Annotated in this window: 18 protein-coding genes; 6 read left to right on the top strand and 12 right to left on the bottom strand. The window is 70.7% G+C overall.

Annotated elements, in window-relative coordinates:
* Positions 1-8: 8 nt before the first annotated feature.
* Positions 9-389, bottom strand: a complete 381-nt coding sequence (locus ASH01_RS12445) for a VOC family protein (RefSeq protein ID WP_056776130.1) — start codon at positions 387-389, stop codon at positions 9-11.
* Between the two features lie 133 nt (positions 390-522).
* On the opposite strand from ASH01_RS12445, the gene ASH01_RS12440 reads away from it, so the two are divergent.
* Entirely contained in the window at positions 523-957 is a 435-nt protein-coding gene (locus ASH01_RS12440; protein ID WP_235508783.1) for an SRPBCC family protein, read from the top strand.
* 64 nt (positions 958-1021) lie between these two features.
* Here the strand turns inward: ASH01_RS12440 and ASH01_RS12435 are convergent, their stop codons facing one another.
* From ASH01_RS12435 to ASH01_RS12425, 3 genes are all read right to left on the bottom strand, one after another.
* Complete coding sequence (locus ASH01_RS12435; RefSeq protein ID WP_056776126.1) at positions 1022-1945, bottom strand: universal stress protein; 924 nt, start codon at positions 1943-1945, stop codon at positions 1022-1024.
* 174 nt (positions 1946-2119) lie between these two features.
* A complete protein-coding gene (locus ASH01_RS12430) occupies positions 2120-3664 on the bottom strand; it encodes a S8 family serine peptidase (RefSeq protein ID WP_082619891.1) in 1545 nt (514 codons plus the stop codon).
* A 215-nt stretch (positions 3665-3879) separates the two neighbouring features.
* On the bottom strand, positions 3880-4317 hold the full coding sequence (locus ASH01_RS12425; protein ID WP_056776121.1) for a ChaB family protein: 438 nt from the start codon (positions 4315-4317) through the stop codon (positions 3880-3882).
* A 233-nt stretch (positions 4318-4550) separates the two neighbouring features.
* On the opposite strand from ASH01_RS12425, the gene ASH01_RS12420 reads away from it, so the two are divergent.
* From ASH01_RS12420 to ASH01_RS12410, 3 genes are all read left to right on the top strand, one after another.
* Complete coding sequence (locus ASH01_RS12420) at positions 4551-6014, top strand: MFS transporter (RefSeq protein WP_056776119.1); 1464 nt, start codon at positions 4551-4553, stop codon at positions 6012-6014.
* A complete protein-coding gene (locus ASH01_RS12415; RefSeq protein ID WP_056776117.1) occupies positions 6011-6565 on the top strand; it encodes a universal stress protein in 555 nt (184 codons plus the stop codon). Before ASH01_RS12420 ends, ASH01_RS12415 begins: the two co-directional genes overlap by 4 nt.
* Before the next feature lie 141 nt (positions 6566-6706).
* Positions 6707-8035 (top strand): nuclease-related domain-containing protein, encoded by a 1329-nt coding sequence (locus ASH01_RS12410; protein WP_235509607.1) that lies wholly within the window; start codon positions 6707-6709, stop codon positions 8033-8035.
* 26 nt (positions 8036-8061) lie between these two features.
* On the opposite strand, the gene ASH01_RS12405 is transcribed toward ASH01_RS12410, so the two are convergent.
* The 5 genes from ASH01_RS12405 to ASH01_RS12385 all read right to left on the bottom strand — a co-directional run bounded on the left by ASH01_RS12405 (position 8062) and on the right by ASH01_RS12385 (position 14224).
* Positions 8062-8961, bottom strand: a complete 900-nt coding sequence (locus tag ASH01_RS12405) for a universal stress protein (protein WP_056776113.1) — start codon at positions 8959-8961, stop codon at positions 8062-8064.
* Positions 8962-8986: 25 nt separating this feature from the next.
* The gene (locus ASH01_RS12400; RefSeq protein ID WP_056776110.1) at positions 8987-9928 is read right to left on the bottom strand and encodes a universal stress protein; all 942 of its coding nucleotides are present in this window, start codon (positions 9926-9928) and stop codon (positions 8987-8989) included.
* Between the two features lie 137 nt (positions 9929-10065).
* Positions 10066-10551: a hypothetical protein gene (locus ASH01_RS12395; RefSeq protein ID WP_056776108.1), complete on the bottom strand. Its 486-nt coding sequence runs from the start codon at positions 10549-10551 to the stop codon at positions 10066-10068.
* Positions 10548-12662, bottom strand: a complete 2115-nt coding sequence (locus ASH01_RS12390) for a CARDB domain-containing protein (RefSeq protein ID WP_056776105.1) — start codon at positions 12660-12662, stop codon at positions 10548-10550. Before ASH01_RS12390 ends, ASH01_RS12395 begins: the two co-directional genes overlap by 4 nt.
* A 143-nt stretch (positions 12663-12805) precedes the next feature.
* Positions 12806-14224 carry a pyridoxal phosphate-dependent decarboxylase family protein gene (locus tag ASH01_RS12385; protein WP_056776104.1) on the bottom strand — a complete coding sequence of 473 codons (1419 nt, stop codon included), beginning with the start codon at positions 14222-14224 and terminating at the stop codon, positions 12806-12808.
* A gap of 294 nt (positions 14225-14518) precedes the next feature.
* Here ASH01_RS12385 and ASH01_RS12380 point away from each other — a divergent pair, with 294 nt between their 5' ends.
* Positions 14519-16039: an HNH endonuclease signature motif containing protein gene (locus ASH01_RS12380; protein ID WP_156415560.1), complete on the top strand. Its 1521-nt coding sequence runs from the start codon at positions 14519-14521 to the stop codon at positions 16037-16039.
* Between the two features lie 45 nt (positions 16040-16084).
* Here ASH01_RS12380 and ASH01_RS23010 read toward each other — a convergent pair whose 3' ends face one another.
* Both ASH01_RS23010 and ASH01_RS12370 read right to left on the bottom strand, forming a co-directional pair.
* The gene (locus tag ASH01_RS23010; protein WP_056776100.1) at positions 16085-16390 is read right to left on the bottom strand and encodes a hypothetical protein; all 306 of its coding nucleotides are present in this window, start codon (positions 16388-16390) and stop codon (positions 16085-16087) included.
* A 197-nt stretch (positions 16391-16587) separates the two neighbouring features.
* Positions 16588-18246: an NERD domain-containing protein gene (locus ASH01_RS12370; protein WP_056776098.1), complete on the bottom strand. Its 1659-nt coding sequence runs from the start codon at positions 18244-18246 to the stop codon at positions 16588-16590.
* A 185-nt stretch (positions 18247-18431) separates the two neighbouring features.
* Here ASH01_RS12370 and ASH01_RS12365 point away from each other — a divergent pair, with 185 nt between their 5' ends.
* On the top strand, positions 18432-20375 hold the full coding sequence (locus ASH01_RS12365) for a hypothetical protein (protein ID WP_156415559.1): 1944 nt from the start codon (positions 18432-18434) through the stop codon (positions 20373-20375).
* Positions 20376-20463: 88 nt separating this feature from the next.
* On the opposite strand, the gene ASH01_RS12360 is transcribed toward ASH01_RS12365, so the two are convergent.
* Positions 20464-21474, bottom strand: a complete 1011-nt coding sequence (locus ASH01_RS12360; protein WP_056776095.1) for an aldo/keto reductase family protein — start codon at positions 21472-21474, stop codon at positions 20464-20466.
* Between the last annotated feature and the right edge of the window lie 45 nt (positions 21475-21519).

Below are 21519 nucleotides of genomic sequence, written 5' to 3'. Positions count from 1 at the left end.
ACGGCGCCTCAGGCGTCGGGACCCGCGCGGTGGAAGACGGCCTCGACGTTGTTGCCGTCGGGGTCGCGCACGAAGGCGCCGTAGTAGCCGGGGTGGTACTCCGGCCACAGGCGCGGCTCGTGCAGCGACTCGGCACCGAGCGCGAGTGCCGTGGCGTGGAAGGCCCGCACCGCGTCGACGCCGTCGGCCTGGAACGCGCAGTGCATCTCGCGGTTGGGCTCGGTCCCCTGCCATCGGCTGATCCAGAAGTCCGGGTGACCCTCGGTGCCGTAGCCGATGGCCACGCCGACGTCCATCTGCCGGGTGTAGCCGAGGACGCCGAGCACCGCGTCGTAGAAGCGGGCGCTGGCCTCGAGGTCGGAGCAGTTGACGCCGAAGTGGTCGATCATGCTCCCGAGGCTAGGCCCGATGCGGACCGAAGAGGGGGCCTTCACCCATTGTCTTCCGGGCCAGTCTTTGGTCGACTGTCTGTGGTGGGTCCGGCCCCATCAGGGGGCCGGTCCGTACGACCCGGAGGTGCCCATGAGCAGTTCAACGCAGTCGATCCCCGAGAACGCGGAGGATGCCGAGCTCGAAGGATCTCCCGCGGGCGTGCACTCGAGCCTGACCGTCGGCGCGCCCGTCGACCGGGTGTGGCAGCACCTCATCAGCGCCCGCGGCACCGAGGCGCTCCTCGGCCCCGGCGTCACGCTCGGCAACAAGGGCGAGTCGTGGCACAGCTCCGACGGTCCCCATGGCGTCGTGCGCAGCTACCACCCGATGGAACAGGTACGCGTGTCGTGGCACCCCCATGCGGACGGCCCGCTCAGCATCGTCGACCTGCAGCTCAAACCGGACGGTGACGGCACGCGCGTCGACCTCTACCACGAGGGTCAGGGCATCGCCGAGGACGGCGCCGGCGACAAGTCCCGCTGGGACGACGCCCTCGGCCGCTTCGCGCAGGCCCTCGACGCCTGAGCCCGGCGCCCGGGCCGAGAGGTCAGGCGCCGACGACGCCGTCGCCGACGCTCGACGCCGTCGCTCAGCGGACGACCATGACGGGGCAGGCCGCGTCGTGGATGGCGCGGTGGCTGACCGACCCGAGCAGCATGCCCGTGAACCCGCCGTGCCCCCGTGAGCCGACGACGATCATCCCTGCCGTCGCGCCCAGGTCGGCGAGGGACTGGCCAGGGTCTCCGTAGAGCACCTCCGTCGTGACGATGACCTTCGGGTGCAGCGCCCGCACGCGCTCGGCCGCGCGCAGCACGGACTGCTCGGCGTTGTCGCGGATCGCGTGTGTCTCCTCCGTCCCGCCCTTGGCGGTCTCGACGTACGTCCAGGCCTCCATCGACGGCGAGTGCGCGACGCGCACGATGTGCAGCACGGCCCCCTCGCGCTCGGCGACCTCGACGGCCGCGTCGACGGCCCGCATCGCGGCGTCCGAGTCGTCGATGCCGACGACGACGTCGTGCCCGCGCCCGGGACGGGGCGGCATCGGCACGTCGTCGGGGGTCTTGCCCTCCGGTCCGCGCACGACGACGACGGGGCAGTGCGCGTGCGCGGCGACGGCATACGACGTCGAGCCGAGCAGCCCGGCCAGGATGCGCCCGCGCCCGCGACTGCCGACGACGACCAGGGCGGCGTCCTTCGACATCTCGACGAGCTGGGCGGCGGGGCTGCCGAGCCAGTACTGCGTCGTCACCTGGGAGGCGTCGAGCGTGGCGCCGGCGCGGACCGCACCCTCGTCGACGATCGCCTTGGCGGCGTGCTCGAGCGAGGGCTCGATCTCGGAGAGGTCCATCGCCGGGAAGGCGGGGGTGGCGGCCAGGTTGACGTTGTGCACCAGGGTCAGGTGCTTGCCCTGCTGCCGAGCCGTCTCCGCGGCCCACTCGAGCGCGAGCTGTGATGATGCCGAACCGTCGTAGGCGACGACGATCCCGTTCGTGGTCCCCACCTGGCCGTTCATGGTGCTCCCCTTCTCTCGTTCACATGGCCGGGCCTCTGCTCCGTCCACCTCCATCGTCCCGCCGGGCCCGGACGCCGCAGGTCCTTTGTGACCACTCAGACAGGGCAGGCGTCCCCGATGGCGTATGCCGCCGAGCCGGGTCGAGCGACCCGGCCCGGCGGACTGCGTGGTGGGTCAGCCGACGGCCTTGAGCGCGTCCACCTCCCCAGAGCCGAACCAGCCGTTCTGGCCGCGGCCGCCTTGGCACCGCTGTGCGGCACCGTCGTCGACGCCCGGGAAGAAGGCGTACGGCGAGACGTCCGCGGGGCACGCGATCGGGTTCGTCGCACGCTGCAGATCGGCTGCGAGCGCACCACCGGTGTCGCCGGTGACACTGGCGATGAGCGCCGCCACGCCCGCGGCGTGCGGGGAGGCCATCGACGTGCCCTGCTGGTAGCAGTACGTCGCGCCACTCGCATCGACGAGTCGGCGTGCCGGCAGGCACGTCACCGTGAGGAGCGCCGCGGGCCAGGTCGAGAGCACCCGGCCGTTGGGAGCGGCGGGCGTCAGCTGCAGGATGGAGTCGCCGCCCGGCGCCGCGACGTCGACCGCCGAAATGCCGTAGGACGAGTAGAACGACTTCATCTGCTGGTTGCCCGTGGCGCTGACGCCCACGACGCCCGGCACCTCGGTCGGGACGACGGCACACGCGTTGCTGATCGTCCGCAGCACCGGGTTCGTGTCGTCGGGACTCGTCGCGTCCAGGGTCGGGTGCGACAGGTCGTCGGCCTGGTTGCCCGCGGCCGCGACGACGAGCACACCCTTGTTCTGTGCGTACTTGATGGCGCGACGCTCGGCGGTCCAGATGGCCCGCTGCTCGGCGTCGTTGCGGCAGTTGAAGAGCCACGGGTCGGCGAAGTAGCTGTTGTTCGTCACGTCGACGCCGTGGTCGGCCGCCCACATGAACGAGCAGACGACGGCCTCGGGGAAGAAGAAGCCGGCGGCGTTGCCGGCCTTGATGCCGGCGATCTTCACGTTCGGTGCCACCCCGACGATGCCGATGCCGTTCGCGGCGGCGGCGATCGTGCCGGCCGTGTGCGTGCCGTGACCGTTGTCGTCGGCAGCCGCCGCCGCGCCGGGCTCTGCCACTCCGCTGACGCAGTTGGCGCTCGCGCCGGAGTCGACGTTCGCCGCGAGGTCCGGGTGCGTGTAGTCGAGGCCGGTGTCGATGTCTCCCACGAGGATCGAGGGGTCACCGGTGCTGATGGCGTGTGCCTCACCGACCTTGATCTGGGTCATGTCCCACTGCAGCCCCGACAGCGAGTCGTTGAGGCCCGGGAGTGCTGCCCCGTTCGCGGTGGTCTGGGTCGTGGTCGCGGCTGCGGTGTCGGCCGGGACCGCTCCGCCGTCGACGGCGGTGGCGAACCTCGTCGTGGCGACGGCACCCTCGACACCCGTGACCCGACGCATCTTCGCGGCGAAGTCGGGGCTGGCCGACCGCGCGACGACGACGCTGATGGGGGCGTAGGTCGCGACGACCTGACCGCCCGCTGCGGCGACGGCGCTGCCCGCGCCGCTCGTGGAGGTCTTCTCCTTGTAGACGACCAGATAGGTCGAGCTCGCGCCGGTCGTGGAGGCGTCGGCCGACGCCACCCCGGTCGCGAGTGCGGCGGCCGCGACGACCGCGACCGCCCCGAGTACTGCAGTCCCCCGAGATCCACCCCTTCGTGACACGGACATGGTGCTCTCCTCCGCGGTGGCGGCGTGTGCGTCCCACCGCTCCGGGCCGACTCCTGTGGCGGCCCAGTTGTCCACGCTAGGGCTGTCGGGTCGTCGGCACCGGCCTTCTCAGGAGCCTGAGAGTCCGCTCGACGATCGCTGGGAACGATTCGGGCGTTTGCGGTGTCCGCGAGCGAATTCTCCCGTGCGAGTGGAGGACTCGAGTCGAGGACTCCTCAGGTCGAGTCCCGCGCGGCGGCCGTGGCGCGGTCGTTGGCGCGCTGGATCGCCTCTACGAGCTCGGCCTTGCTCATGGTGGAGCGCCCCGACACCTGGAGGCGCTTGGCGATGTCGTAGAGGTGCTGCTTCGAGGCGTTGGCGTCGACCCCGCCGGCCGAGTCCCCGTCGTCGCGGTGGGCCCTGGCCTCGGCACCGCGGCGTTCGGCCTGGCGGTCGCTCGGTCCCTTCTCGGCCTTCTCCTCCCAGTGGTCGCCGACCTTATGGAAGGAGTGCTTGAGCGAGGCGAACGCCGTGCGGTGGGCTCGCTCGCCCTCGCCGTACTGCTCGACCGCGGCGTCATGCGTCGCGAGCCACGTCTCCTGCGCCTTCTTCGACGACCGCTCGAGGGTCGAGGGCAGGTCCGTGCTTCCGCGCGTTGGCTTCCTGGCCGGCATGTCGTTCCTCCTGCGCTGTCGAGGGAGGGCGACTGTGCCCCCGTCATCTGACGTACCCAGCGGGACGGCGTGGGACCACCCGACGGCATACGCACTCGGGAGGGCACCGGGGCAAACCGTCACGAAGCACGTTCGTCGTGCCGGGCCACGGGGTACGGACTCCGGCGGTGAGGACGCGGCGCCGCGCGCCCTGACCCGACGGTTCACAGCGATTCGGATCGAAGGAGATGGGGATGAGCGAGGCTGTCGCACAACGCACGGACGGTGCCATCAGGAGTCTGGTGCCCGCCCGCATGGACCGGCTCCCGTGGACGAAGTTCCACTGGTCGGTCGTTCTCGGGCTCGGGGTGTCGTGGATCCTCGACGGACTCGAGATCCAGATCGTGTCCGAGTCGGGCTTCCAGAAGACGCTCGGCATGTCCGCCACGCAGGTGGGGCTGACGGGCACGGTCTACCTCGTCGGCCAGGTGGTCGGAGCGCTGACGTTCGGTCGCCTCACTGACCGGCTCGGGCGCCGCAAGCTGTTCATCATCACCCTGGTCATCTACCTGATCGGATCGGGCCTGGCCGGCCTCTCACCGAACATGTGGTTCCTGTGGGTCTGCCGGTTCGTCGCCGGCATGGGCATCGGTGGTGAGTACACCGCGATCAACTCGGCCATCGACGAGCTGATCCCCGCGCGCTTCCGCGGTCGCGTCGACATCGCGATCAACGGGACGTACTGGTTCGGCGCGTTCTTCGGGGCGCTCGCGAACCTCTACCTGCTCAACCCCGACAACGTCGCCGAGAACGTCGGCTGGCGCCTGGCGTTCTTCATCGGCCCGATCCTCGGCCTGTCGATCATCTGGCTGCGCCGGCACATCCCGGAGAGCCCGCGCTGGCTGCTCACCCACGGTCGCGCGGAGGAGGCCGAGCGCACGGTCGACGAGATCGAGGAGCGGGTGCGTCGCGAGGGCGGCGAGATCCCGGAGGTCGACGACAGCAAGGCGATTCTCGTCAAGGCCGAGGACCGCATGGGGCCGAAGGTGCTGTGGGACGTCTTCGTCCGGCGGTACGGGCGGCGCACAGTTCTCGGCCTGACGATGATGGTCACGCAGAGCTTCCTCTACAACGCGATCTTCTTCACCTATGCCCTGGTCCTGACGAACTTCTACGGCATCAGCAAGGCCCAGACGTCGCTCTACTTCCTGCCGTTCGCGGCCGGCAACCTCCTCGGGCCGCTGCTGCTCGGTCATCTCTTCGACACCATCGGGCGTCGCAAGATGATCTTCAGCACCTACACGATCGCGGGGCTCGTCCTGCTCGTGTCGGCCTGGGCCTTCCATGCCGAGATCCTCACCGCGACGACGCACACGATCTTCTGGTGCGTGTCGTTCTTCTTCGCGTCGGCCGGAGCGTCCGCGGCCTACCTCACCGTGAGCGAGATCTTCCCGCTCGAGGTGCGCGGCCAGGCGATCAGCTACTTCTTCGTCGTCGCCCAGTGCGCCGGCGCCGTCGCGCCCGTGCTCTACGGCGCCCTCATCGGCGAGGGCAAGGACCGCGGCCCGCTCACGTGGGGCTACGTCGCCGGTGCGGTGATCATGATCATCGGCGGAGCCGTGGCCCTGGCGATCGGGATCGACGCGGAGCAGAAGTCCCTCGAGGACGTCGCCGACCCGCTGAGCAAGGTCTCGGAGGAGTCGGGGGCCGCGGCATGAACGTCGCGGACCTGGGGCGCCAGCCCACGATCGTCGTCGGCGTGAGCCCGACGAGCGGCTCCCCCGGTGCCCTTCGCTGGGCCGTCGAGCAGGCCTCGGCGCGCGGTGGACGCGTCGTGGCCGTCCGGGCCTTCCGCCCGCACGCACCCGAGACGGCGACCGGCGGCCGCGTGCCGTCGGTCGTCTCCGACGACAGCGCCCTGTCTGCGGAGCAGTCACGCCTGGCCGAGGACGTCGCGCACGTCCTCGGCCGCGACCACCTCGTCGAGACGCGCGTCGTGGCGGGCAAGCGTCGCGCCGTCCTCGTCGAGGAGAGCCGCGGCGCAGACCTCGTCGTCATCGACGCCGGTCACTCGACCGAGGTCGGCGCGCGCTGGCTCGGCAGCCGTCTCGTGCGCGCAGCGCACTGCCCTGTCGTCGTCGTGCCACCCGCGCTCGGCGACCGCGGGTCGAGCACGCTCGGGGCGGCCGCCAGCAGCTTCGGCCGCTCGGTCGAACGCGCCGCCGGCACCGCCGGGCGCCCCGGCTTCCAGCGCCCGCCCTCGGGCTGACGCCTTCGTCGCCTCTCACGAGGCCGTATGCCGTGTGGCCCGGTCCCGGGACCCGAATTCTCTGCGAGTTGCACCGATTCGGGCCCGGGACCCACCACGCCGTGCCTAGAGTCACCGGCGACAGGGGCCCAGGGGGCTCGCATGGCAGCAGGTGGGTCGGCGCAGTCGCGCGCCGATGAACTCAGGAATCAGGCCGCGCAGGCGCGCGCCCACGCGGACGCTCTCGAGGCGCAGGCCGGAGCCTGGTCAGCCGGTGCCGACGGCGAGCGTCGAGTGGCTGCCGCACTGGACGTCCTGCCGCCCGGGTGGCACGTCCACCACGACCGTCTCCTGCGTCCGGGACGCACCCGGACGAACCTCGACCACATCGTCATCGGACCGTCGGGCCTCTACCTCGTCGACACGAAGAACTGGGCCGGTGGCACCAGCGTCCACGACGGGAACCTGTGGCAACACACGAGCAGCAGCTCACCCAAGGGACGCGAGCTCGACGCCGTGGCGCGCTTCGCCGGTGAGATGGAGAAGACGCTCGGCCTTCCCGTCGTCCCCGTCATCGCCCTGGCGGGTGGGCACTCCACGTCCTTTCCGAGACAGCGCGTGCGAGGGGTCGAGATCATCCCCTTCGACGGCCTCGCTGCCTGGCTCCTCGACCAACCCCAGGCCCCCGGGCCCGAGGGCACGGACCTGCTGTCCCGCAGAGTCGCCCACGCCTATCCGTCGGCATCGACGGAACCTGCGGGCACAGACCCGGACGTGCTGACGGTCGCCGACGTCCTCGGGGCCGAACGATCGACGGCTCGTCGGACGCCGTCACCGGTCATGGTCCGCGACACCTCCCGACCGCGACACCGCGGACGTGCTCGACGTCGGCCGCGCCGCCGCGGATCGGTGGTCTCCGCGCTCGTCGGCCTGGTTGCCCTGTGGGCGTTCAGCCACGTGGGTCCGCACCTCTTCAGCAACCTCGGAGCTCAGCTCGGGTCCGTCGTCTCCCCTGCTGCCACGGGGTCCTACCCGCTGGACGCACCCAGTCCCGCCAAGGCTTGTCAGTCCTTGGGCCGGATCACAGTCCAGAAGGTGACGGCGGCACAGTCGGCGCTGGTGGTTCCGACGCCCGACGAGGACACCTGTTCGTGGTGGCTGGCAAAGCCGCGATACGCCTTTCAGAGCCCAGACCTGATGGTCAGGACAGGGGGCTCAGTCGACCGCCGATTCGCGGCCAACGGAACCACCGGGGCGCGGGTCGACATGACCCCGGGCGAGGTCTCCGCCTGGATTCCCGTGAACACGAGGCTCGACGGATGGCGGGCCGGCACACGCGCGCGGCAGCCGTTCATGATCTCTCTCCGTTTCACCTACCCCCAAGGGGCGAGCCATGCCAAGGCCCGGGCTGTCGAAGCTGCGGCCGAGAAGAAGGTGACGCGGTTGGCCGAAGAGCTCGCGAAGGCTCTGCCCGCTCGGCCGAGCACCTGACCGGCATTGGCGGATGACGCATCCCATCAGGGCACGAGCATGACCGGGCAGGTCGCGTCGCGGATGAGCCGGTAGGAAGCCTGCCCGGACAGCACGGCAGTGGCCCCACCTCGGAGTGGCGCACCGACGACGAGCAGTCCGGAATGCCGCGTGGCCTCCGCCAGTACCGTGACGGGGTCGCCGGTGAGGATCTCGACGGTGACCACGAGCGCCGGGTGCCGTGAGGTCAGGGAGGCGACGGCATACGGAATCCTCTGTCTCGCAGCGTCACTGACGCCTCCACGTGTGACGGTGACGAGCCGCAGCGACGCACTGCAGGCGACAGCGATGCGGGACGCGGCGGACACGATCCGCTCCACGCGCGCAGCGTGCTCCTCCCCGTCCCCGCCGGCGATGGCGCAGACGACCTCGCCGCCCGGACCCGGGACCCGCGCGTCACCGCTCGCGTCGGACGAGAAGCGGACGAGGTCGTGCAGGACGACGACGGGGCAGTACGCATGGGCGACGACCGCGAAGGAGACGGAGCCGATGAGCGCGGTGCGGGCACGTCCCCGGCCGCGGGTCCCCAGCACGACGAGCTCGGCGGACATCGAGGCATCGACCAGCGCGGGGGCCGGCCCACCGACGGCATGGACTGCACGCACCCGCCCTCGGGCAAGCGCTGGGCCGGGCCAGGTCGACGGACCGCCGACGATCGTCTGGGCCACCATCTCCAGCGAGGGGCTCAGCGGGCGCAACGCGTAGCCGCGCCTGCTCGGCACCAGGTCGAGCTCGACGGCATGGACGATCTTCAGACTGTCGTCGAGAGCGCGGGAGACCGCCGCGGCCCAGACCAGGGCACACTGCGAGGCCGGGGACCCGTCGTAGCCCACGACGATCTGGCCGCAGGCCGGTCCGACATCCTGGATGCGAGTTCCCTTGACCACCAGTGACGTCGAGTCATCGGCCGCGTCAGCGGATCACCATGACGGGGCACGGCGCGTCGTGGACGACCCGGTGGCTGACCGAGCCGAGCAGCATTCCGGTGAAGCCCCCGTGACCGCGAGACCCCATGACGATGAGGCCGGCCCTCACGTCCACGGCGTAGGCGGCGACTGCTGCACCGGCTCCGCCACCGAGGACGGTGGTCTGCACGTCGAGCCCTGGGTGAGCGCGTCGTGCGTCCTCCGCGACGTCGCGCAGCAGCTGGCCGACGTGGAGGTGCATCTGGTCGATCATCTCCTCGCGACCCAGGATCGTGTCGGTCTCCGGCCAGGCCTCGAGGCCACCCACGTTGTCGACGGCGACGATGTGCAGCGACGCCTCCGCGGCCGTGGCGATCTGCACGGCGGTCTCGAGCGCCTTCTGGGACTTCTTGGAGTCGTCGAAGGCGACGACGACAGGGTGCGACGGACCCGCGTGGATCACGGAGGACCCACGGACCACGACCGCGGGGCAGTGGGCGTGGGCCGTGACGGCATACGCCGTCGAGCCCAGCAGGCCACCGGAGACTGCCCCGTGACCGCGTGACCCGGTGACGACGAGGTCGGCCCGGGTTGAGATGCCGACGAGCTCGGCGGCGGCGCCGCCGATGACGCTCAGCGGGTGGACGTCCTTGCGGTCCAGTGTCTTCGTGGCGATGTCGATGGCCTCCGCCAGGACGCCTCGCGACATCTCGTCGTACGCGTGCGCCTGGACCCCGGGGTCGTAGGCGCGGAAGGTCGGCGTCATCGTCAGCCCGACGCAGTGCAGCAGCGTCAGCTGGCGGTCGTCTCGCTTCGCGGTCTCGACGGCCCAGTCGAGGGCGAGGCGTGCTCCCGGTGACCCGTCGTAGCCCACGACGATGCCGGGGTCCATCGTCTCGTCGGTCGACTCGTGGGTCGACTCGTTCGTCGAGCTGACTGCGGCGCTCATCGCTCTCCCCTTCCACGGCGGTCGGGGCCGCATGCTCCGGCCACTCCCATCGTCCCGCGTCGGGCGTGCGTCGGCAGGGAGTTGTGACTGCTCAGACAGGTCGGCGGCGGGCGGGCTCTCCCGCCGCCGACCGGGTGTCAGGTGCCGATGAGCACACTCACCGAGGTGTTGTCGGTGCAGTCGGGGATCTCGCGGATGGCCCACCGGCCGCGGAGCCCGTTGCCGTCGAAGTTGGACTCGGCGTCCCGCTCCTCCACCTCACCCTCGGACGCCGACCACCCACGGGTCGAGTAGGCGGTCTGCATGTCGGCGAGCGTCTGCTTGAACGGCTTGGGCGACACCGCGGTGACGACCGTGCGACCGGCGCTGCGGGCCTCGACGCCCGTCACGACGTACCCATCCGGCACGGCCGCGCTCGCGGGGAACGACGCCGGCAGCGTCACCGGCTTGGCGTCCTTCGCGCAGACGAGGGCCGCGCTGTTCGAGCTCGGTTGCGCCGCCATGGCCGACTCCAGCTCGTCGTTCTCGCAGCCGGCGAGGACGAGCGCCGTGACGAGCGCCGTGGCGAGCGCCCCGGCGGCGAGGGCCCGGCGAGGTCCCGACCGTTCGTTGAGCCGTCTCATCTCGTCACCTGGAGCCGGCGCTCGTTGTCGGCCTCGTCGGACTCCCGGATGCGTCCGTCCGGGTCGACGACGACGGCGACGACGTGCGTGCCCTTGCCGAGACGGACGCCGGGGAACGTGACGGCCGCCGAGCGGCCGGGCTGGACGTCGACCGGCGACGAGGTGGCGACGTTGACCCCGTCGACGCGGAGTCGCGTCGTGACGCCCCGGGCGGCGGCCTTGCCCGGGTTGGCGACGGTCGTCGACGCGGCATAGAGGCCGCCGGCCTTCGTGACGGACAAGGAGGTCGGGGTGATGTTCGGCAGGGCGTCGTAGGCGGCATACAACGTGTTGCCCGCCTGCTGGCGCGCGATGGTCGCATAGGCATCGAAGTTCTGGGCGCCGCCCGGCTGCGCGCAGGCACCGGTGCACCCGTCGGCATAGCCGACCTCGACCCGGCCGGTCCGGTCGACCGTGACGTCCATGAAGTCGAGGAGGTTGCGGTCGTTGCCACACGTGGTGCCACCCGTGCAGATGGAGCCACGCTGGACGGGGTCGCCGGGCGTCGTGTCGACGGTGACCCAGCTCTTGCCGCCGTCGTACGTCGTCGCGACGTAGAGGTGCCAGTCGCCCTTGAAGGTCGTGGCGTCCTGGTAGTTCCCGGCGGTGGTCGTGCCGATGAAGGCGAAGGAGGCGCGGTCGTCGTCACCGGCCACGACGGCGGGGAAGACGGTGTTGTGGACCCCGAGGCCCGCGCCGACGTTCTGGTCGTCGGTCCACGTCTTGCCCTTGTCGCGGCTCACGGCGATGCGGGGGGTCCCGTCCGCGGCCTGGTAGCCCATGTAGACCGTGCCCTTGGAGCCGATGCCGACGCTGGGGTCCGAGTCGCCGGCGGTGCTGGCGGGGTCCTTGCGGACCGACCACGTCGTGCCGCCGTCCTCGGAGACCGCGACCGCCTGGTTGCCGCCGCACGACTTGTTGGGGACATAGACCGTGCCGTCGTCCGGGGCCACCTTGACGTGACCGTGCAGGCCACCGCAGTCGAGGAGCGAGTACATCGGGATGGCGGGTCCGAAGGTGACCCCGCCGTCATGGCTCGAGGCGCAGTTGGCGTCCGCGATGTCCTGGCTGCAGTAGTAGACGGCGTTCGGGTAGCTCGACGTAGGCAGCGCACCGACGCCGTTCGGCGAGTAGGGACCTCCACCCACGGTCTGGTGGTCGACACCCGAGTTGAGGCCCCCGCCCTGGCTGGGCGACCACGTGGCGCCCTCGTCGTCGGAGTAGCACATGAGCGAGGTCTTGCCGGCGAGCTGGCTCTCGAAGACGCGTCCGGTCGCCCGGTCGGTGAAGCCGATCGGGTCGAGCGACGTCGATCCGCCCGTGGCGCAGCCGTTGGCCGGCTTCGCGGAGACGTCCGACCACGTCACCGCGGACGGCGTGACGCTGTCGTCCCACGTCGCCCGGTACGTGTCGTAGAGGGCCTGGTAGAACGTCGAACCGGTCGTGTGGCTGCTGCCGATCGACGGCTCGCCCGCGTCGTGCGCGCGCCCGAACGACTGGGGTGCGCCGTACTGGCTGTAGGTCGGCGGCGTGGCCGGGCTCGGCGCGGGGTTGGCCGGGACGTCGGTCAGGGTCGCCGTGCCCGTGACGGACTCACCGAGCGGGGCATACGGCACGACCCTCACCGTGTAGTCGCCGCTGGTCGGTGCCACGACGATGGTCTCGGGGTCCGCGCTCGAGGCGGACGACGCCACGACCGAGCCGTTCTGGTCGAGCAGGTAGATGTCGAAGTCGGCAGCAGCATTGGCCCAGCCCACCTTGACCGTCAGCTGGTGGGTCTCCCCGTAGCCGCTCGGGGTCGACACGTGCAGCGCGAAGTCGTCGCAGAGCCCGGGCCCGCACGTCACGTCGCCCGTCGTCCCGGTGACGTTGGGGGCGACGAAGGGACCGGCGGTCCACCGGACGCTGGTGCTCGTGTCGGTGACGGCTCCCCCGGTCGGTGTGGCGGCCAGCGCGGGGGCGGCCACCCCCAGGGCGGCGACGAGGCCCGCGGCAGCGATGAGCGGGACGGCTCTGCCGCGGGCGCCGGCGCGGAAGCGGGAGCGGGCCCGCGAGGGAAAGGTCGGCAGCATGGGTGCAGCTCCTTGATCCGAAGTGGATGACACCCCCGAGGTGTCCGGTCCGAGGACCGTCGAGAGAGGGCACGAGGACCTCGCTCGTCGGGTCCAACGAGTCGGAGGACCGGGCGGCTACGGATGCACGGGTCAAGAATCGGTCAGGAGGGGCTGGGATTCTGCTGGACGTCCGCTGGGGACTCGGCTCCGGCGGCACGCAGGATGGCGTCGGCGGAGATGTCGATGTCGTGCTCGCTGGTCGTGGCGTTGGACACCGACACGCGGATGAGCCGCCGACCGTGCCACGTCGTGGCGCCGACCCAGCACGTGCCGTCACGCTGGACGGCCTCGACGATCGCGTCCGTGCGACTGGGATCGCCGATGCTGACGAGGACCTGGTTGAGCACGACGTCGTTGTGCACGGTGGCACCGCCGACTGCGAGGCGCTGGGCCATGCGCAGCGCCAAGGCGCAGGATCGGTCGACGAGCTCGGCCACACCCTCGGTGCCGAGCTCGCGCAGGGCGGCCCAGACCGCGAAGCCCCTTGCCCGTCTGGATGACTCGGGCGTCAGGTCGCCGAGGACGTGGTCGGACTCCGCGCCCGACCCGGTGAGGTATGCCGCCGCGTACGACATCGTGGCTGCGTGCAGGTCCGCGTCGGCACAGAAGGCGAGTCCGCAGTCATAGGGGACGTTGAGCCACTTGTGGGCGTCCGTGCCCCACGAGTCGGCGAGCTCGACCCCGTCGACGAGATGGGCGGTCCGGGGGCTCGCGGCCGCCCAGAGTCCGAAGGCACCGTCGACGTGGACGTATGCGCCGTGCTCGTGCGCCATCGTCGTCGCGGTCCTGAGGTCGTCGCACGCCCCCGTGTTGACGTTGCCCGCCTGCAGGCAGACGATCACCGGCCGGCTGCCGACGGACTCGAGGGCGATTCGGAGACGGTCGACGTCGATGGCGCCCTGCGGGGTGGCGGCGACGGGCTCGATGCTGCCCGTGCCGAACCCGAGCAGCCGAGCGGCCCGGTCGATCGTGGCGTGCCGTTCCTCACTCGCGACGATGGCGATCCTGGGAGCACCGAAGAGACCGTCCCGCGCGACGTCCCACCCGACGTCGGCGAGCACCCGCTGCCGTCCGACCGCGAGGCCCACGGTGTTCGCGGCCTGGGCACCGGTGACGAAACCCACCGAGGCGGACTCGGGCACTCCCAACAGGTGCTTGGCCCAGCCTCCGGCCGCACGTTCGGCCGCCGCCGCGGCGGGTGAGAGGACCTCGTTGTAGGCGCACTGGTCCCAGCCCGCGGCGAGCAGGTCGGCGGCCGTGGCTGCCGCTGACGCTCCCCCGATGACGAAACCGAAGAAACGTGGACCGACGGTGCCGACGAGGCCTGGGCGCGCGGCGGCGATCAGCTCGTCGACGACACGGGTGGGATCGGTTCTCCTCGCTGGTAGCGGGCCGCCGAACGCTGCCGCCAGAGCGGCGCGATCGGCCGCTGGCTGCACCGGCCGGTCTGCGACGGTGGCGCGGTGCCGTGCCCCTTCGGCGGCGGCGCGAGCGAACAGCTGTTGCAGGTCCACATCCATCCCCGCACGTTCCTCCGGGAGGCGCACACGCACAAGGGGGCCGACAGCTGGGGCAGGTCATCGATGGCCGAGGCATGACAGTGCGCATGATCCGGCAATGCCAATCATGCTGCCGGACAACGAGACTGGCCTGCTCCACCCCTTGACCATCGACTCGAACAGGTGTTCTCATGGGGTATGGACGGCGCAGCGGCAGTCAGGAGTCATTCCTCGACCGACCTTGCCCAGGCTTCCGACGCCGTCGTCGACCTCGACCGTCTCGCGACCCTCTATCGATCGAGGGTCGCGACCCGAGTGCCCATCCGGCAGCGCGACCTGCCACGTCTCGAGCGCACGCTGCGCAAGCACGTGGCCGAGGCGGTGCTCACGCAGGTCCTGCCGGCGCTCGTCGGCGAGCTGGTCGAGGCCGTCGCCGACGATCTCACGACGGCGCAGGACGACGAGGCGCGGACGGAGCTCGAGGCGCTGGCCGACGCGGACCTCAGGGTCGTCGAGTCCGTCGAACGCTGCAAGGCGGTGCTGGATGCGGTCGCCCTCGAGGCCCTGGCTCGGCTTCGCTCGACGATCGAGGCGGACGAGCTGACACGCTTCGCCGACCTCGACCGGCCGCTTCCTGCGGGCTGGATCGACGCCGACCAGCTGACCGCGCTGGAGGTGTGCACGGCCACCGGGCTCGGCACCCACGAGGTGCGGGGTCGGCTCGACCTGGCCACCGCCAGCACTCCTGGGGCTGCCGCCCTCCGCGGTCGCCTGCAGCACGGCGCGCTCACGCTCTACCGTGCGTGCACGATCCAGGCTGAGATCGCCCCACTACCGCCTGAGTGCGGGCCGCGCATCGTCGACTCCGTGCTCCGGTCCAAGGACGGCGCTCCACCCTCCCCCAGCCTCTTCCGCCAACGGCTCACCCGCGCGTGCCTGGCCGCCGACCGCGAGGCCGGCGAGCGGCGACGCGCCGCCCGACGTCGTCGAGGCGCCCACGCGCAGATCGACCACGAGGGCCTCGGCGTGCTCACCGTCGTCAACGACGCCGACAAGATCATCGCCGCGATGGAGCGAGCCGATGCCGTCGCCCGGGCCGCTCGGGCCCAGGGCGACCCGCGCGATCTCGACTCGCTGCGCGCCGACGTCATCACCGACACCCTGATGTTCGGCTGGCCCGCGCCCGTCGGCACCGACCCGCCGATGCCCGGCGCGACTGGCGCTGATGATGACGGATGCCGTTCAGGCAGCGAGTGGTTCACGCGTCTGGGTCGCCGGCCGTCAGCGACAGTGACGCTCGTGGTCCCGTTCACGACGGCCGTCGGGCTCACCGACACCCCCTGCGAGGTCCCGGGCCACGGCTGGGTGACGGCGGACCACGCCCGCCAGATCATGCTCAACGACGGCTCGGCGTGGCGTCGGCTGGCCGTCGATGCGGACACCGGCGCTGCCGTGCACCTCGAGACCCAGGCCTACCGGCCGACCCCGGCGATGCGAGCGCATGTCGAGGCCGTCGACGGGACGTGCCGCGCGCCGGGGTGCACCGTGCCGGCCGCTCGATGCGACCTCGACCACGACGTCCCTTGGCCGCACGGCCTGACCGAGGTCACGAACCTCACGAGCAAGCACCGTCCCCACCACAACCTGCACACGAACGGCCACTGGCTCGTCCGCCGCGAGGGCGACCGGGTTCGCTGGCGCACCAAGGCCGGTCGCATCTACGACACCTACCCAAGGGACTGGCTCGACGGCGTCCGAGACACGTCGCTCGCGCCCCCAACTCGAGATCGGTCGACCCGGCATCGCTCGACCGATCTCGAGCCCCCACCCTTCTGAACGTGCGGTGATTCCGAACGTGCGGTGGGTCCCTGCCAGACACCCTCACGACGCGGCGGTGAGTGGCTCGGGCAGGCGGAAGACTCCGTCGCCGGTGGCGAGGTAGAAGCCGAGCAGGTCGACCTCGTGGTCGGCGCAGCGGTCGATCGCCAGCTGGTGCCAGTCACGGTCGACGTCGTCGGGCGCCGTCCCTCGCGGTCGGCCCCGACCGATGAGGATGGAGCCGTCGTTGTCGGCCACGAGCGGCAGGAGCATGCCGAGCAGCTGGGCCAGGCCAGTGGCCTCGGCGTCCGGCGGGACGTCGTGGAGCAGGATCGGTTGGATGCCGCGGTCCTCGGCATCGCAGATCATCAGCGCGACGCACCCGGTGGCGGTCCGTGTCGCCGATGATGAGGTCGATGACGTCGGCAGCGACGCGACGGTTGGTCAGGGGGATCTCACTCGCCCGAGGGGGCAGGTCCTTGAAGGTCATGCCCGCCATCGTCATCCGGACGCGAGGCAGCCCGTCGAAGTTGTCCCCAGCCCCGGCGCCGCCTGACATGGCTGCGTCACCCGATGCCGAGCCGGTGAGCCACCTGGGCGCCACCGATCTCGCGGATGAAGTCCGGGTCCCCCACGACGACGAGCTCGTCGGTGGCGCGCGACATGCCCACGTAGAGCATCTCGCGGGCGCGCTCGGTCTTCTTCGCGTTCACGCAGAGGACGACCGCGCGGCGTTCGAGTCCCTTGCAGCCGAGGACGTGGCCATAGAAGACATCGTCGTCGTCCCAGAAGGACCGCCAGTATCCGACGTGGCCGTCCGCCTCCTGACGCTCGACCTGTGTCGGGTGCCGTGAGCCCATCGTCAGGAGCGCGACGTGCTGCGGCTGCCATCCCTCCTCGAGGAGCAGGTCGACCTGGTCGTCGGCGCTGCCGATCGCCTCGTCCCGAGGGCAGGCGACGAAGCGGACATCGGCGCCGACTCCTCCCCGGAGGTGCATCCGCATCGGTGCGAGCGGCCCGAAGGCCCGGGCGATCTGCTGCGTGTTGCGCAGGTTGTGGTCGAGCACGAGTGGGACCAGTGGCACCGGCGGCCGGCCGAAGCGGGCGAAGATCCGCTGGTTCTCGTCGGAGTAGACGTAGAGACCGCCCTCGTCCTCGTCGCGCAGCGCCTTCATGAGGGGGTACCACCAGTGGTCGGCGAAGTCCTGGGCCTCGTCGACGATGACGGCGTCGAACTTCTTGCCGTCCGGGAGTGCTGCAGCGATCTCGGTCATCCGGGCGGCCAGATCACGCTCCCAGAAGGCTGCGTCGTTGCGGTCGTGCGACGCGGTGTCGATCCCCCACTCGTTGGCGAGGTCCTCGAAGGAACCGACGAAGGCCGGCCGATGGTGCCTCGGCACGCTGGCGAGCTGCCGTTTGAAGTACTGGGAGAGGCCGATCGAGTAGCAGACGAGTGCCACACGCTGCGCCTTGCGATCACCCTGGCCACGGGTGAGGTCCTTGGCCTGGGTGAGGGCCAGGATCGTCTTGCCGCTGCCGGCACCACCCCGGATCTCCATCCGCCTGATGAGCCGTGTGACCTGGAGCAGAGCCGCCTGTTCCTGGGTCAGTCGGTCCGACGTTGCCTCCCGCTCGTCCGCGTCAGCGGCGATGTCGGGTACGGGGAAGCCTCTGCCCGAGAGGATTTCGACGATCAGCTCGACGTCCTCGGCAGTGGGGACGCGCTGGTCGTTCTCCTGCAGGGCTACGACGTCGTGGACCCGGCCAGCGAGGTCGTCGAGGTCTCCGCGGCCACTGATCATCCAGCGCGGGCAGTCCGGGGTGGCGAAGTCGTCCGCGATGTCCGTGAACGGGACGACGACCGCGTGGCCAAACCGGACCCGGCTGCGGCGGTTCTTCCAGCGGGGGTCGGCCTCCACGAAGTCGCGCAGGGCGTACTTGCCGTCGCGGCACTGCTCGACGGGGCGCACCCGGCTGCGGCGCGCACCACCACCGGACCACCAGTGGCCCTGCGCGTCGACGGAGACGCTGCCGCCCTTGACCTCCACGACGACGACGCCCACGCCAGGCATGAGCACGACGACGTCGAGCTCGTGGTCCTTGAGCTGTGAGGTGAGGCGGATGTTGGGCAGCAGCACCGTGCCCTCCGTGACGCCACGCGCCAGCCGCTCCCAGACGACACGCTCCGACTCGTGCGCGAACCGCGCGCCCTCCCCCTGTGCCATGCCCGCAGGGTAGCCGTGCTGCGCGACCCGACCTCGTAGTTGCGCAGATCCGTCGAACCGCACCCGCGGCCGCTGCACCGGCGTACGCTCGAAAGTTGTGCGAGCGGCGCTCCCACACCAGCGAACATCCGAAAGGTGGCCAGGCTCCGCTCGACACGTCCGCGCAGATTCTCCCGGAGGTGCTCATGCGAAAGATCATCGCCACCAGCGGAGCCGCGGCCATCGCCGCAGCGCTGCTGAGTCTGCCAGGAGCCGCGAACGCCGCCCCTTCTGACACCCGCCAGATCACGTCCTCTGGCACGACCAGTATCCGCAGCCTCGGCACCGGCGCCGACGGGCTCCAGCAGCCCGAGCTCAGAGCCGGACCCGACGACGAGCAGGGTGGCGTCCCGTCGACCCGCCCCGACCCGAACTTCAAGCACGGCATCTTCCCCAAGCACCCGCTCGATGCCCCCGTGGTGGCGTCGAGCGCCGTCGCTGCGACGAACCCGGCGGTCCAGGCCAGCATCCAGGGCCTCAACCACCGCGACCAGCGCCTCGCCAACGGCGGCAACCAGTTCTCACTCGAGCCACCTGACCAGGCCCTCTGTGTCGGCAACGGCTTCACCGTCGAGTCGGTCAACAGCGTGCTGCGCGTCTACGACTCGAACGCCGTGCCGCTGACCGGGGTGCAAGACCTCAACACCTTCTTCGGCTACCCCGCGGCCATCAACCGCACGACCGGCGTCGTCGGGCCCGACGTCATCGACCCGATCTGCCACTACGACCCCGACTTCCAGCGCTTTGTCGTGGCCATCACGACGCTGCACGTGGACGCGAACGGCGACTTCAACGGCAGGAACACCATCGACGTGGCCGTCTCGAACACGAGCAACCCGACGGGCACGTGGACCATCTACTCGGTGCCTGCCCAGAATGACGGCACGGAAGGCACACCGAACCACGGCTGCACGACCGACGGCGTCACACCGGGCCCGTGCTTCCAGGACTACCCGCACATCGGTGGGGACGCCAATGGCATCTACATCACGACCAACGAGTACGACCTCTTCGGACCGAGCTTCAACGCCGCCCAGGTCTTCGCGTTCTCGAAGGCGCAGCTCGCCACCCACCCGGCAGCGGTCCGCATGACGCTGGTGCCGAATCTCGACCTGGCCGGCACGCCCGGCTTCACCGTGTGGCCGGCAACGTCACCCGCGGGCCAGTACGAGAGCGCCGCCAACGGCAGCGAGTACCTGCTCAGCTCGGCCGCCGGTGACGGCTCGGAGACGGGCAACCCGACCGGGACCGCTCGGCGCATCGGCCTGTGGGCGCTGACCAACACCGCATCGCTCGACGCCGCCACCCCGGCGCTTGCGGTCACGAACAAGCTGGTCAACAGCGAGACGTACGTCTTCCCGCCGAAGGCCGACCAGAAGGCCGGCGACTTCCCGCTCGGCCAGTGCATCAACGACACGACGATCGCGACCCCGTTCGGTCCAGGCTGTTGGCAGCTCTTCTTCAACCCGCCCGAGCCGGCGCACGACGAGGTCATCTCGCACCTCGACTCCAACGACACCCGCATGCAGCAGACGTGGTTCACCAACGGCGTCCTCTGGGGCTCGGTCGACACCGCGGTGCGGGTCAACGGCGAGCTGCGGGCCGGCATCGCCTGGTTCTCGGTGGAGCCCAAGATCAACGGCGCCGGCAAGGTCGGCGGCAACATCAAGAAGCAGGGCTACCTGGCCCTCGCGGGCAACAACCTGACCTACCCGGCCATCACGATGCTGACCACCGGTCAGGGCGCCATCGCCTTCAGCGTCGTCGGACGGGACCACTTCCCCAGCGCGGCCTACGCTCCGATCTCGTCGAGCGGAGCAGTCGGCCCGATCCACATCGTGGCCGAGGGTATCGGCCCGGCGGACGGCTTCACGAGCTACAAGGCCTTCGTCGGCACCCCGATCCGCACCCGCTGGGGGGACTACGGGGCGGCCGTCACCGACGGCCGGTCCATCTGGATCGCCTCGGAGTACATCGCCCAGACCTGCACCCTGGCGCAGTACCTGACTCCCCCGATCGGCAGCTGCGGCGGCACGCGTACCTCTCTCGGCAACTGGTCCACGCGTCTGACGAAGCTCACGCCGTCATGACCGGCTGACCGCCCGGCCACACACGTGTGCCGCCCAGCCTCGCGAACCCGGCTGGGCGGCATACGTTGTCGGGCGTCAGGGTCCGACGTCAGGCGACGCGCTGCTGCGGCGCCGTCTCCTTCGTCTTGCCCGAGTCCTTCTCGACGATGTCGCCGAGGACCTCGTCGATCTTCGTCATGAGCTCGGGCCCGAGCTTCACCCCGGCCGCCTTGACGTTCTCGGCGACCTGCTCGGGACGCGAGGCGCCGACGAGCGCGGCTGCGACGTTGGGGTTCTGGAGCACCCAGGCGACGGCGAGCTGGGCCATGGTCAGACCGGCCTCGTCAGCGATCGGCTTGAGCTTCTGCACGCGGGTCAGCACGTCGTCGTTCATGAAGCGCTTGATCATGTCGGCGCCACCCTTCTCGTCGGCGGCGCGCGAGCCCTCGGGCGGCTGCTGGCCGGGCTGGTACTTCCCCGTCAGCACGCCTTGGGCGATGGGGCTCCACACGATCTGGCTGACGCCGAGCTCCTCGCACGTCGGCACGACCTCGCCCTCGATGACACGCCACAGCATGGAGTACTGCGGCTGGCTCGAGATGAGCTGGAAGCCGAGCTCCTTCGCGAGAGTGACGCCCTCGCGGATCTGGTCGGCGGTCCACTCGCTGACGCCGATGTAGAGCGCCTTGCCCTGGCGGACGACGTCGGCGAAGGCCTGCATCGTCTCCTCGAGCGGCGTCTCGGTGTCGTAGCGGTGGGCCTGGTAGAGATCGACGTAGTCGGTCTGGAGGCGCTCGAGCGAGCCGTTGATCGACTCCATGATGTGCTTGCGTGAGAGGCCCGTGTCGTTCTTGCCGCCGGGTCCGGTGGGCCAGTAGACCTTCGTGAAGATCTCGAGGCTCTCGCGCCGCTCGCCCTTGAGGGCGTCGCCCAGAACGCTCTCGGCCTTGGTGTTGGCGTAGACGTCCGCCGTGTCGAAGGTGCTGATGCCGGCGTCGAGCGCCGCCCGGACACACTGGGTGGCCACGTCGTTCTCGACCTGCGAGCCGTGGGTCAGCCAGTTGCCGTAGGTGATCTCGGAGATCTTGAGTCCGCTGTTGCCGAGGTATCGGAAGTTCATCCGTCCACCGTATGCCGCCGGCGATGTTGCTCGGACCCCGCTCCC

It is taken from the genome of Terrabacter sp. Soil811, assembly GCF_001429655.1.
GTDB lineage: Bacteria > Actinomycetota > Actinomycetes > Actinomycetales > Dermatophilaceae > Terrabacter.
Note: the sequence above shows the minus strand (reverse complement) of the source record. Positions and strands in the feature narration are given on the sequence as shown.